This is a genomic window from Reichenbachiella versicolor (genome assembly GCF_003171675.1).
Classification (GTDB): domain Bacteria; phylum Bacteroidota; class Bacteroidia; order Cytophagales; family Cyclobacteriaceae; genus Reichenbachiella; species Reichenbachiella versicolor.
This window is the reverse complement of the sequence record NZ_QFZQ01000002.1, coordinates 106,734-121,042: the sequence shown is the minus strand read 5'-3', so window position 1 is coordinate 121,042 and position 14,309 is coordinate 106,734. Positions and strand designations below refer to the sequence as shown.

At 36.3% G+C, this 14,309-nt stretch carries 9 protein-coding genes; 8 read left to right on the top strand and 1 reads right to left on the bottom strand.

Translation table 11 applies throughout. The features are described from left to right. The first annotated feature begins 12 nt into the window (after positions 1–12). The 5 genes from DKG80_RS05430 (at position 13) to DKG80_RS05410 (ending at position 6,328) form a co-directional block, all read left to right on the top strand. Positions 13–1,335 (top strand): hypothetical protein, encoded by a 1,323-nt coding sequence (locus DKG80_RS05430; RefSeq protein ID WP_221409054.1) that lies wholly within the window; start codon positions 13–15, stop codon positions 1,333–1,335. Positions 1,336–1,366: 31 nt separating this feature from the next. Further along, a complete protein-coding gene (locus tag DKG80_RS05425; RefSeq protein ID WP_109830304.1) occupies positions 1,367–2,899 on the top strand; it encodes a Dyp-type peroxidase in 1,533 nt (510 codons plus the stop codon). Positions 2,900–3,063: 164 nt separating this feature from the next. Then, positions 3,064–3,429 carry a DUF2237 family protein gene (locus DKG80_RS05420; RefSeq protein WP_109830303.1) on the top strand — a complete coding sequence of 122 codons (366 nt, stop codon included), beginning with the start codon at positions 3,064–3,066 and terminating at the stop codon, positions 3,427–3,429. Next, the gene (locus DKG80_RS05415; protein ID WP_109830838.1) at positions 3,419–4,882 is read left to right on the top strand and encodes a protein adenylyltransferase SelO; all 1,464 of its coding nucleotides are present in this window, start codon (positions 3,419–3,421) and stop codon (positions 4,880–4,882) included. Before DKG80_RS05420 ends, DKG80_RS05415 begins: the two co-directional genes overlap by 11 nt. 153 nt (positions 4,883–5,035) lie before the next feature. Further along, positions 5,036–6,328, top strand: a complete 1,293-nt coding sequence (locus DKG80_RS05410) for a sensor histidine kinase (protein ID WP_162555701.1) — start codon at positions 5,036–5,038, stop codon at positions 6,326–6,328. A gap of 125 nt (positions 6,329–6,453) precedes the next feature. On the opposite strand, the gene nfsB is transcribed toward DKG80_RS05410, so the two are convergent. Next, a complete protein-coding gene (gene nfsB, locus DKG80_RS05405; protein WP_109830301.1) occupies positions 6,454–7,110 on the bottom strand; it encodes an oxygen-insensitive NAD(P)H nitroreductase in 657 nt (218 codons plus the stop codon). 182 nt (positions 7,111–7,292) lie between these two features. Here nfsB and DKG80_RS05400 point away from each other — a divergent pair, with 182 nt between their 5' ends. The 3 genes from DKG80_RS05400 to DKG80_RS05390 all read left to right on the top strand — a co-directional run bounded on the left by DKG80_RS05400 (position 7,293) and on the right by DKG80_RS05390 (position 14,009). After that, positions 7,293–8,150: an AraC family transcriptional regulator gene (locus DKG80_RS05400; protein ID WP_109830300.1), complete on the top strand. Its 858-nt coding sequence runs from the start codon at positions 7,293–7,295 to the stop codon at positions 8,148–8,150. 121 nt (positions 8,151–8,271) lie between these two features. Further along, positions 8,272–9,141: an ACP S-malonyltransferase gene (fabD, locus tag DKG80_RS05395; RefSeq protein WP_109830299.1), complete on the top strand. Its 870-nt coding sequence runs from the start codon at positions 8,272–8,274 to the stop codon at positions 9,139–9,141. Between the two features lie 1,013 nt (positions 9,142–10,154). Next, a complete protein-coding gene (locus DKG80_RS05390) occupies positions 10,155–14,009 on the top strand; it encodes a carbohydrate-binding protein (RefSeq protein ID WP_109830298.1) in 3,855 nt (1,284 codons plus the stop codon). The last annotated feature ends 300 nt before the right edge of the window (positions 14,010–14,309 follow it).

The window sequence follows — 14,309 nt, the reverse complement described above, 5'->3', positions numbered from 1 at the left end:
ACTTCTCGATTTGTGAGTTACAACCATCTTATCACCAAGCATATGAATGACTTTGTCAGTCAAGGAGCATTATCTATGCTAGCGAAAATTAGACCTGGTAGCATTGAAGAACTTAGAGGTATTCTAAAGGATCTAGATCAAACTTTTGAAAATAACGAAAAAGCAATTTTCCCTTTCCGTGATATTCGATCCATACATTTTGCTCGTTTTGTAATAGTAGACAAATCCTTTACTGAAGAAGCTACTTTTAGGAACTTAAATGAACCTTTTTTAATGTTTTCTACCAACTATGACGGTAGTGAGAACGATCATCTTCATGAAATAGTAGAAGTGGCATCAGATGGGATGGATCAGATTTTTTTTCATTGTTATGAATACCCCAATTCGCCGTCTAAGAAAGATAGATTTCGTTTTTTAAAGAAGATTCGAGCTACTTATGGAGCCTTTCATGTGGGTGCCCAAGGTATGTCCGTAGCTCGGATACAAAAGGAAGGAAAACTAAGAGAGTTTATTCAAGACTTTATTGATCAAAATAGCAATACAAAAGGCTGGTCGGACGTCAATGATCCTCAATTAATCCGAGAAGATATTAAAGATCAAGTGAGAAGTAGCTCTGAATTTAATTGGTCTATTGAAAGCCCTGATAGAGTTCCTATAGGCTGGAAACTATTTAGAAGAACAGGTTGGAAGTCAGGAATAGAAATGATTGTAAGGCTGCCATTAGCATTGGTTTTTTGGCTAATGATCAGGAGAAAAGAGAAGACAGACAAGATATATCCTTATACACGTTATGATCAAAGAGCCAAAGATCATACAGCGAGAGAAGATAAGGTAGTGCAAAACGAGATGTCTCTATTAGTAGATATTAAGAAAGGTTTTAGAAGGCGTTTTTTATTAAAAACAGTTTTTGCTGGTATAGAGACACTTGCAAGGTATGTTTTTACCAAAGGAGAATTGGGAGGAATTCCAACCATTCATTTCGCTAGATGGGTCATAGTGGATGAAGGGAGAGCACTCATGTTTATGAGCAACTATGGAAGTAGCTGGGAAAGTTATCTTGGTGATTTTATTGATAAGGCATCCAAAGGGTTGACAGGAGTTTGGAGTAATACTGTTTTATATCCAAGGACAAGGTGGCTATTATGGGGGGGATCTAAAGATGAAGAAAGGTTTAAATGCTGGGCAAGAGCCCAGCAAGTGACCACTGATGTATGGTATACCGCTTATAGTAATTTAACAGTCAAAAACATCATTCAGAATAAGCAAATAAGAGAAGGTCTTGCTGCTGGACGAATGTCAAAACAAGAAGCTACAGAATGGTTAAAACTATTCTAAGTGCAAACTACCAATTAAAACCATTACTGCTATGATACAGTTAGAAATCAATGATATACAAGGAATCATAAGACGAGGTTACGGTACTCTAGAAGCGGCTTGTTACGTTTTATTAAAAATTGATAACTCGTCAAAAACTAAAAAATGGCTCGCAAATCTGGCTAATCGTATCAACAATGGTGAAAATAAACCCTCATCAACTGATAAATGTATCAATGTAGCTTTTACACAATTAGGACTTAACCGACTAGGTATAGAAAAGGCCTATGATAGGGAGAAGAAATTCTCAATTGAGTTTGAAGATGGTATGGTGACAGACCATCGCAAAAACATTCTTGGCGATCTTAATACTAGTGATCCCAAACATTGGGAATGGGGAGGTCCTACAAATGACTCAATACATGTGTTATTATTGTTATATGCTGGAAATCAGACTTTATTGGAGGAATTATATAGTGACGAAGCAGGACAGTTTGCCTCTGGTGGAGTGTCTCAGATCAAGAGACTAGAGACTCATTTTTTACCCGATCGCAAAGAGCATTTTGGTTTTAGGGATGGTATAGGGCAGCCTAGGGTAGCTGGTTTGTTAGATAAGCACAAGACTGATTTGGGAAAAAATATATCAACTTCCGTTTTACAGGAAGGAGGTTCATATAACAATATAATAGCAGCAGGAGAATTTGTATTGGGTTATCCTAATGCTTATCAAAAATTCCCTAACAGTCCGAAGGTAAAAAAAGAAACAGATACAGATGATATTCTTGATATTGATGAAACTGGTGCTAAGGATTTTGGAAAAAATGGAAGCTATTTGGTTTTTCGTCAGTTAGAGCAGCATGTAGGCAAGTTTTGGAATTATGTATATGATCATTCAAAGTTGGAATCCGGAGAAATTGATAAATCTGTAAGCGAGAAACTTGCAGCTAAAATGATAGGTAGATGGAGAAGTGGTTGTCCTATTACATTGTCACCAGACCAAGACGATCCGACACTCAAAGACAAAGATAACTTTGGATATTATCCAGATGATAAAGAGGGCGATAAGTGTCCCATGGCATCTCATGTAAGAAGAACCAATCCAAGGAATTCACCATTGCAAAGGAAACATTTCAATGACAAGGAAGCTAAAAATGCTATGGTAGATGCTAATAAACATCGGATAATACGTCGTGGACGAGCATATGGTGAACCTAGTTTAGATAATAATGGTAATCCAACAATGGAGCCAGACTTAATGCTCAAAGATGGCAATACAGGAAATAGAAAAGTAGGACTTCATTTTCTGTGTTTCAATGCCAATATAGGTCGTCAGTTTGAGTTTATTCAACACACCTGGGTCAACAATCCTAAGTTTTCTGAATTATACAGTGAAGCAGATCCATTATTGGGAGAAGTGAGTGATGCTGAAAAGAATAATGGAGTCTTTGGAGATTTTACGGCACCTGGAGATCTTCTAAGGACTAGAGTAAGAAGACTTGAAAAATTCGTAGATGTAAAAGGGGGAGCCTATTTTTTTATGCCTGGAATTAAGGCTATAAAGTATTTGTCTAAACTTCACCTTTAATCTTGGAGTGATAATTAACAGAGTTTAAGTTAATTTCTAATAAATAATCAAAATGGTTTCGTAAAAAAAGATTCCATTAAAAACTGGATTGATGCCATTGCCTGAAGTTCTCTTTTAAAGTTCTTTATAATATATGTCAAAGCTAAGGCCTAGTTTTGTCAGTCATGGATTTGAATGTTTTTGGAGAGCCATTAGTAGCATTTTGCTCTGATCCCCTTACAGGGTTTTATAGAGATGGTTATTGTCGTACGAATGAACAAGATGCTGGACAGCATACAGTATGTGCCGTAATGACAACAGAATTCCTTTTTTTTAGTGTCAGTAGAGGTAATGATCTAGTAAGTCCTAGGCCTGAGATGATGTTTCCTGGGCTGAAATCAGGAGATAAATGGTGTCTCAATGTTTTACGTTGGAAAGAAGCATATGATCATGAAGTGGCTCCACCAGTGATTCTTACAGCTTGTGCTGAAGAAGCATTGGACTATGTAGACATATCTATGTTGATAGAACATGCGTATGATGGAGAATAATCAAGAAAATATGTGGAAACTCGATAATACGTATCTGGAACAGCTTCCTAAAGACTTTTATCAGAAACAAGCTCCAGCACCAGCAACTAATCCTGAAATATTATTATACAATAATGAGTTAGCCAAGGATCTAGGTTTGCCTAGTTTGAACGAAAGTAAGATTGAAATCCAAGAAGTTCTTTCAGGAAGTGGAGTAGTACCTAATAGTACTCCAATAGCGCAAGCTTATGCAGGACATCAGTTTGGTAACTTTACGATGTTAGGAGATGGAAGAGCTGTCTTGCTAGGCGAGAAGGTCACTGAATCAAATGAAAGGTATGATATTCAACTCAAAGGTTCTGGTCAGACTCCTTACTCAAGAAGAGGAGATGGGCGTGCTACTCTAAAATCAATGTTACGTGAATATTTGATTAGTGAAGCTATGCATCACTTAGGTATTTCATCCACTAGAAGTTTGGCAGTGACTAAAACAGGGTTACCAGTTTACAGAGAGGAAGTCGAATCTGGAGCAGTATTAACTAGAATAGCTAAAAGTCATATTCGAGTAGGAACTTTTGAATATGCGAGTTTTATAGCCAAGCAACCACAACCTTTGTTGGATTATGCGGTTCAGCGTCATTATCCAGAGCTAGTTGATTCAAAATCTAAAGCAATAGATTTCTTGAAATCCGTTATGGAAAGACAAGCAAATCTGATCGTTGATTGGATGAGAGTTGGTTTTATACATGGTGTAATGAATACGGATAATATGTCTATAGCTGGGGAAACTATTGATTATGGACCATGTGCATTTATGAACACTTATTCACCATCGACAGTGTTTAGTTCTATTGATCGAACAGGACGCTATGCCTATGCCAATCAACCACCAATTGCTCAATGGAATCTTGGGATGTTAGCATCAGCTCTTTTACCATTAATAGATGAAGATAAAGACAAAGCTATCGAACAAGCACAAGCTTTAATAGATGAATTTCCATCAATGTACAATGTAAGACGAGATGTAGCTATGTATAAGAAGTTAGGTATTGTCCATGTTGATGAATCTAAAGACAAGGCTCTGGTCGATGATTTATTTGATCTGATGGAAAAACATAGTTTGGATTATACTAATTTCTTTATTTCGTTGAGGTTTGATTCATTGGCGGAAAAATTACTTAAAGACGAGGCGTTTAATGAATGGTACATGAGATGGAGCCAAGCTGTAGATAGAAAGCAAAATCGACAGGAAGGTCTGCAGCTAATGGATCGAGCAAACCCAATGATTATTCCAAGAAACCATTTGGTAGAACAAGCATTAGATAAAGCCAATCAAGGAGATTTATCCTCGTTTGAAACTTTGCTAAATAGATTGACGAATCCATACAATGATCAATCAGATAAGATCGTTCATGAATTAGATCTTGTGCCTGCTGGTTATGATATGAATTACAAGACATTTTGTGGTACATGATTTGACCAAGATTGAATTTTAAAGCTTGGTTTGCCTAAATAACTTGCGTTCAATGGTTTATTATTGATGAATTTTGGCTAATTTCTATAGAATCTCCCCGTCGGTTCTATGTAATTACTGATTTTTAGAAATTCAATCGATTAGATGATTTATGTGATAAATAGACTCTATTCCCTAGGGATAAAGGAGTCACTGACCACCTATGAGCTTTGCAAGTTGCAAATCGTCAACAGGCTAGTAGTATTGAGTGTATTCCTTGATGTTGGTTTGATAGTAATGAATACTATTATTGGCAACTATCAAGGTATCATTATCGATCTTGGTGTGTTGATTTTAATATTATTACCTGTTTTATTTCTTAATCACAATGAGAGATATGATTTGGCAGTATACCTTTTCCTATTTGGTTACCATTTGGGAGTAGTTATAGGTGCGATACACGCAATTTCACAAGGGCGAGCCAATGAAATTGAAAACTTTCTAATACCAGGTTCTGTTGCTATCATAATACTATTAAATGGCATAGGGTTAAACATTTCATTTGTACTCAATTTTTTCACCTTAGCTTTTCTCAATTATCTACGTATAAACAGTGGTATTGAAGTTGAATTGGATGATTACTATAAGTTGATAGCTATTTTGGTAATCATGTATTTTGGAATATTCTATTTTATCATTCATTTCAAAACGCAGTTAATGAATGCATTAGAAAATTCAGAGCTTCTCAATAAACAATTGAAAGAGAAGGAGTATGCTTTGACCGAATCTAATAAATCAAAGGCTAGGATGTTTTCAATTGTAGCTCATGATCTAAGATCTCCGATTACACTGGTTTCTAGTTTATTGGATCCGGATATAATGAAGTCCTTTGATAAGGAGACCTATTTCGAATACATTAAAACCATCAGGACTAGAATTAGTGTTGTTCAAGAGACAATGAATAACCTCCTTGGTTGGGCTCAGTCACAATTGGGCAAAACTAGTATCAATAAGGAAAAAGTGTCAGTGGATCGAGAAATTGATCAGATTATGATTCTATTTCAGGATTTAATTCATTCAAAAGAAGTTGAAGTCATTCACATTAGCGAAAAAGAGTTGAAGGCATACGTTGATAAAAATCACTTTATTATTATCATTCGAAACGTATTACATAATGCTATTAAATTCACTCCTAAAGGAGGTCAGATAGAATTAAACGTGGCTTCAAATAGTTCTAGTGTAAAAGTATCAGTCAAAGACACAGGCTCTGGAATAGATGAAGATAAAGTAGTTTCGATTTTAGACCGTAAGTTGATGGAATCTAGTGCAGGAACAGAAGGTGAGAAAGGCTCAGGAGTAGGGTTGAGTTTCTGTCAAGAATTGATTCACAAAAATATCGGAACTTTAAATATTAGAAATAGTAAAGAGGGAGGGGCTGTATTTGAGGTTATTTTTCCCAAAGCATAAAAAAGACTCCAGCATGCACCGGAGTCTATTTGAACAATTATCAATTGTTAGTGGAACTAACATCTTTGAAGTAGGAATCACCTTTTAAGTTTATCTCCCAAATCTTGGGTTGATGATGTTTTCTATTAGTCTAATACAGTAATTATCTCTTCTTCTGACAGCCTAGACTTTGGCGTCTTAGCATTAAAGTCATTTTCACCTTGATAACCCAAGGCGACAACAGCAACAGCAGTAAACCCTTTTTGACGAAGTTCAAATTCTTCATCTAACGCTTTTAAGTCTACTCCCTCCATTGGTAAAGCATCGATTCCAAGTGTAGCCACTCCTAGTAGAAGATTGCCAATGTTCAGATACACTTGTTTTTCCATCCAATGTTGTAGATCCTTGAAATCATATCGATGCATATCTGCGAAAATGTTTCTTGCACCGTAAACCATCTGTTTAACCTCTTCATTCGGGTATCTACCATCTTTATCTTCTTTATCAAGCAAATGTTGCATGTAATCATCATCAGCGCTTGTTCTTGAGCAGAAAACTATCACATGAGATGCGTTTAAAATTTTTTCACTATTGAACTGATAAAAGCCTTGTGTACCTTTTGTGATACGTTCTTTACCAGCATCAGAATCTGCTATGATAAAATGCCATGGTTGGATGTTGGTGCTTGACGGGCTAAGACGTAGTAGTGACTTGATTTGATTAAAATCTTCTTGAGATATCTTTTTATTTGGGTCAAATTCCTTTGTCGAATATCTTCTATTTAGAATTTCTACTATATCCATTGTTTGTTATTTGTTTTTAAGATTACAGGGCAAAAATCATCTATTGAACCGTAGGGGTTAATGTATGAAAACTGGAAAGAATAGTATAATGGTTGGAATTGAGATCTAATTAAAAATTTGATATTCGTTTTTTAACGCTTAATCACTATTCTTTGCACCGAAGAACCAATAATCATACTATTATGATCGTAGAGGATGCACAACATATTTTTGAGATTCATGTAGAAGATTTTGATCAATGGCAAAAACGTCCCAAGAAGAATAATTTCTTTGAAATAGTTTATGTTGATCAAGGAGTCGGTTTTCAGTGTATAAATTACCATCAATTTGAGTATCGGTCGGGGAACATCTTTTTATTGCCTCCACTAGATTGTCACTGGTTTAATATTAGAGAGAAGTCTAGGTTTTATTTTATTCGATTCACAGATCATTACTTTTTGAATAATCAGGACGAGGCAGATTATAAGCAATGGTTTGATAGAATGGCTTACATATTAGCCAATTACAATAAAGTGCCAGGAGATATTATTGGAACTGAGAGAGAGCGCGATTTTATCATTCAGACTATCAAATCTATTCATCAAGAATATTTGGTAGGAGATACTTATTCAAAGTCGATCATCACAGGAGGCATGGTCTCTATATTAAATATATTAGCTAGGAGCATAGAACATCAATATGTAGAACAGGCTAATGAGTCTGATAGTCGATTCGGAGAGATACTCAGGTTTATCAATACTAATATTAGTGATACAGATAAATTGAGGGTTCCGTATTTGTCTGATAAGTTTGGGATTTCACCAACTTACTTTTCAGAGTATTTCAAGAAACAAGCCGATATGAGTTTGGGAGAGTATATAATGAAATCGAAACTTAAATTAGTGGAGACGAAAGTATTGCACACAGATCTTACACTCAAAGAAATAGCATATCAGCTCAATTTTACAGATAGCAGTCATTTATCTAAATCATTCAAGAGTGCTTATGGCATGACTATCAAAGAATTCAAAAACAGTGGTCAGGGTTGTTGTGCCAAATAGGTGAAATATTAACTCAGGTTTTTAGAATAGCTCATTTGCTGTAAGTTTGCGCACAAATTAATTGAGTGTTGACAGATGGATTGATTGCCAGCTATCAACGATAACATTCACATTTACGACTATGACAGCATACGTATTCCCAGGTCAAGGAGCTCAGTTTACGGGCATGGGGAAAGACTTATATGATAATTCAGCTAAAGCTAAAGAACTATTTGATAGTGCTAATGATATCTTAGGGTTTGATATTACAAAGATCATGTTCGAAGGTTCGGCTGATGAGTTGAAAGAGACAAAAGTGACTCAACCTGCAGTCTTCATTCATTCAGCAGTGTCTGCTTTGGTAAGCGAAAACTTCAAGCCTGATATGGTAGCAGGACACTCTCTAGGGGAGTTTTCTGCTTTAGTTGCCAATGGTACTTTGATTTTTGAAGATGCATTGAAATTAGTATCACAAAGAGCAACAGCAATGCAGAAAGCATGTGAGCTAAACCCAGGTGGTATGGCTGCTATTCTTGGTTTAGAAGATGCTAAAGTGGAGGAGATCTGTGAAAGTATAGAAGGTGTAATTCCTGCTAACTACAACTGTCCAGGTCAATTGGTGATTTCTGGTGCTAAGGACGGTATCGAGGTAGCTTGTGAAAAATTCAAAGAAGCAGGAGCAAAAAGAGCTTTACCTCTTCCTGTTGGTGGAGCATTCCACTCACCATTGATGGAACCTGCTAGAGAGGAATTGGCAGCTGCTATAGAAGCAACTACTTTCTCAAACCCAATATGTCCAGTTTATCAAAATTTTGATGCTAAGCCTCATAGTGATGTAGCTGAAATTAAAGCCAATTTAGTTTCGCAGTTGACTGCTCCAGTAAGATGGACTCAGTCAGTGCAAGCTATGGTAGCTGATGGAGCCGTTTCATTCATAGAGTGTGGCCCAGGCAAAGTGCTTCAAGGTTTAGTGAAGAAAATTCACAGAGAGGCTGAAGTAAGTGCTATCTAGTAATAGTAACTATTCGATATGAAAAAGGGGTGTGATGAATTTCATCACACCCCTTTTTTGAATAATATTTCCTTAATTGATGTAAAATAAAGTGAACCGTTAGGATAGGGGAATTTGTTTTAAAAGGGGAATTTGTTTTAAATTCCTTATTACTCGAACTTCTAATCAAACAAGGCGTGAAATTCGGCATAAGCCAAATTAAGTTTCTATGATCTTAGTTTTTAATCGCAGGGCGATAACCCTTTGGGCTTAATTTCCCGACCCCTTGAGTCGAGTAGAAATAAAATCTTAAAATATCCCGAACCTTTGGATTGGGGAGCTTCATTTTCGACCAAAAATTCCCTCCCCTTTATGTTAGTATTAGGCTAAAAAAATGTTTAAATTATTATAGACTTATATTATTGATGTATTTACCAACCAATCAACCGCTATGTATAAGAAGAAATTATTTTGCTATTTATTCAAAAAAATAGTCACCACTCAGACTCCGTACAATTTTTATTGTAAATATAGACTTTCGCTTTTTCGATATGGGTAATAATTAGGTGAAAAGCTTTAAGGGCAAGCTTACCTACTCTATACCATATTTATGAATAGGAATGCATATTATAATGCAATTCGTATGAACAATTCTATTCTTAGATGATTACAATTGATTCCTTGTATGAATAGTATTCTTTTGGTTTTAAAAGTACTTAAAGAAGCAAGTACAATGTCTCTGTACGTGATTTACTTCCGTATTTAGTTATTACAGAAGTCAGTAAGAAAATGACCTTAGGAAAGGAGTAATTAATAACCCTTGTTTTAATTGAGAACAAACCGTCATTGTAATTCCAATAGTGCAGATATCAAATTTTTAAGAAAATGGAATTGCAATGTTATATCTAATGCTAGCAAGATATAAATGAGTGAATTAATGGAAATAAAGGCTCTTGATGTGCTCGGATAACCAATTTTTTAACTTAAATATTTTTATTATGATTAACAATTTTAAAATTTTGTATTGTTTGCTAATGAGTATACTTATTAGTAATCTGTCTTCTTGGGCAGCTATTTCTGTCAACGGAGAGAAGAAGAAGTGGCACAAAGTCACTTTGGACATTGTAGGTGTGCAAGCTTCAGAAACCGGTATACCTAATCCTTTTCTGGATTATAAATTAACAGGAGTTTTCACTCAAGGTAATATATCTTATGAGGTACCAGGGTATTTTGCTGCAGATGGAAATGCTGCTGAAACAGGTGCTACCCAAGGAGACGTATGGAGAATACACTTTACGCCTCCTACCACAGGACAATGGAATTATAAAATTAGATTCAGAAGTGGTACTGATGTCGCCATTAAAAGTAACATAGCTGCCGGATCCGCTGTCAATGGTCAAGATAACGTTACGGGATCATTTATTGTGACTGATACAGATAAAACGGGTTTGGACTTGAGAGGAAAGGGTAGGTTGAAATATGTGGATGAGCATCATTTGCAATTCTCTGAAAATGGTGAATGGTTTCTTAAAGCCGGCTCAGATGCTCCAGAGAATTTCTTAGCGTATGATGATTTTGATAACACATCTAACAATGGAGGTAGAAGAAAATCTTGGTCTTTACATACAGGAGATTGGAATTCTGGAGATCCAGAATGGAAAGCATCAAAAGGGCATGGAATCATAGGAGCAATTAATTATCTCTCGTCAAAAGGTATGAATGTTTTTTCTTTTTTGACTATGAATATTCAAGGAGATGATGGCAATGTTTACCCTTATGTGAGTAAAAATAACTTTTTACAATTTGATTGCTCGAAGCTTGATCAATGGGAAATAGTTTTTAACCATGGTCAAAGAAAGGGAATGTATCTACACTTCAAGACACAGGAGACTGAAAATGAAACACTTCTTGATGGTGGGGCAGTTGGTAGAGAGCGCAAAGTGTATTACAGAGAATTGATTGCTAGGTTTGGTCATCATTTGGCTCTTAATTGGAACTTGGGAGAGGAAAATGGTGACTTTCCTAAAAATGGTGATCAAAATGATCAACAACGGATACAAATGGCACAGTATTTTAGAGATACAGATCCGTATGATAACCATATTGTTTTGCATACGGCTCCTAGCTCATACAATAAGATATACACGCCATTGTTAGGAAGTAACTCTGAAATTACTGGTGTTTCAATACAGACGCATTGGAATCATGTTCATAATGTGACCAAAGACTGGGTTAAAAAATCAGCTGACGCTGGTAAAGCTTGGGTCGTAGCTAATGACGAACAAGGAGGAGCTAATACTGGAGTGCCTCCAGACAGTCATACGGGTACTCCTAACAAGCATGACATCCGAAAGCAAACTCTTTGGGGGAATTTGATGGCAGGAGGAGCTGGAGTAGAGTATTATTTCGGATATTCCTTGCCTTGTGATGATTTGGATTGTGAAAATTTCCGTACTAGAAATGACAGCTGGGAGTATGCCGCTCATGCGCTTAGATTTTTCAATCTGTACATCCCTTTTTGGGAAATGAAATGTGATGATGGTATTGTATCTGCAAATAATGCTTATGGATTTTATAAAGAAGGGGATGTATATGTTGTCTACTTAAGAAATGGTGGATCTACTACAGTAGATTTAGCTTCTGGTTCATATACCGTAAAATGGTACAATCCACGTACTGGAGGAAACTTGGTTGATGGAAGTACAACCAATATTTCTGGAGGTAATAATACGTCTATTGGTTCAGCGCCTAATGGCAATGATTGGGTAGCTCTCATACGGAATGTTAATTTTTTACATAGCGGTAATGGAGGACCAAAAGTGGATGTGACAGGTGTAACGTTAACTCCATCTTCTGTACAAATAGAAGAATATATGACTTCGCAATTGAGCGCTTCAATATTACCATCCAATGCGTCTATACAATCAGTGACTTGGAGTAGTAGTAATACATCAGTTGCTACGGTAAATACCCAAGGGGTAGTCACAGGTGTATCTGCTGGGATGGCTACTATTTCAGTGACAACAAGCGATGGAGGATTCTCAGCCAGTAGTGTCGTTACTGTTACCGCTGCAACTGGTGTGACGGTTGACCTGAACTCAATTGAAGATGCTTATTTACAAAACGGTACACGATACAATACTGGAGATTTGCGTGTTGAGAATGGTAGAAGAGTTAGTTACTTAAAATTCGATCTAAGTGGCCTTACTGGAGAAGTTACTATTGCAGAATTAAAACTATCGGTTAGTAATGATGCCGGTAACGGTACCATAATTGTTGGAAAAGGCGATTCAAACAATTGGACAGAAACAAATCTTTCTTCTTCTAATGCACCTAATGGCATTACACAATTGGGTGCATTGAACACCAGTTATGGTATAGGAAATACTTATAGTTGGGTCTTGGATCAATCAGCTATACAGACAGGAGGAGTTTTGACCTTAGTAGTTTCTCAGATCTCAGGAGGAGATGTTTCATTTGCTTCAGACGAAAACTCAAATTCTTTTTTAAAGCCAGTTCTTACTATAAGAACATCTATTGCCTCAAGTAATAACCCAACTCAGACACCATACTTGGGTTCAGCTAGTTCAATTCCAGGTGTAATTGAGTCTGAAAATTTTGACCTTGGAGGTGAAGGGGTAGCTTATCATGACAATGGTCAAACTAATCAGGGTGGTGCCTATAGAGTTTCAGAAGGAGTTGATCTTGAGCAGCGTGATGGAGGAATTTCTGTGGGGTGGACTCAGTCTGGAGAATGGTTAGAATATACAGTAGACGCCACTGCAGGTATTTATGACTTAAAAGCACGAGTGGCGAGTCAATCAGCTGGAAATGATATAGACATACTTTTAGATGGTAATAAGATTGCTACTGTAAATGTTCCAAATACAGGTGATTGGGGAAACTTCCAGACGGTTACTATTAAAGGTGTGACGATACCTGCAGGTTCTCATGAAATCAGATTAGAATTTGTTACTGGGGCTGTCAATTTGAACTGGATTTCATTTCAAGAAGAAGTTGGAGGTAATGGATCACCCGTATTCGTGGAGAATGACGGATATTTGGTCATTGAGGCAGAGTCAGTAAACTTGACGGGTAAAATATGGTCATTTCAGAATTCAAGAGGTAATAACCCATTAGGTACTGGTTTTATTCAGTACGATGGAGGATGGCGTGGAAATCCGAATACCCTTAATGAAAATGAAAAGCTCACTTATGCCGTCAAGATCAATACACCAGGTACTTATCAGTTTATCTGGAGAACTGGGTACGGGTTTAGTTCCACTACCTTTGATTCAAGCAATGATTCATGGTTGAAAATCAACGGTAGCGAGTTCTATGGTAAATCAGGATCTACAAAAGTAGATTGTACAGGTGAGTATATGAAAGTATGGGTTCAGAAGGATGCTTTCGTTAACGAATGCTTTGGAGAGCACCACGGTACCAATGGTATGAGTATATGGGCAGATTTTGATACTCCCGGCTATTACTCTATAGAGGTAGCTGGTCGTTCGCCTGATCATATTATAGATAGATTGTTCTTGTTTCAAACTAGTAAAAGAACTACGGCATTGAACAATAATACTCCTGAATCACCTACTGAATCATCGTCATCCTCAAGATTAATTGATTCAGATGTTTTTGAATCTTCTCAAAGTACAATTCAAGTATTCCCTAATTCTTTCAAAAATGATTTGAATATTTCATTGTCATCAAGTCATGCCTTCAAAGAAGTACAGTTATTGGATGTCAATGGGGCTATTTTAGAGACTACAGATATTGTTGATAAATCAAAAATAAGTATTCATACTTCGGTTAACGCAGGAGTTTATTTCTTGCGATTTACTGGCTCAAATCAGGTAAAGGTGGTTCGCGTTATTAAACAATAAACTCTATTCTTTTTTGATAAAGAGTTATCAATCAGTATGTTTTTTCTATTTAGAAAAAACATACTGATTCCAATAAGGGTATTGGAATATGTCAAATCCCGTTTATGAATTGAAAATTTGTAATAAGAGATTAAACAACAATAAATCAGGTAGTTTTTAGAAAGATGCGTAGCACCTGCTGAGGTGATTGATCAAAGCTTAGTAAAACGACTGATTTGAAGTTGTTTGAACTTGGAATAGGTTTTTCAATTCATAAAATTGACCTATAAGGTTACATGTTTGAGTATCCAAATGGATCTT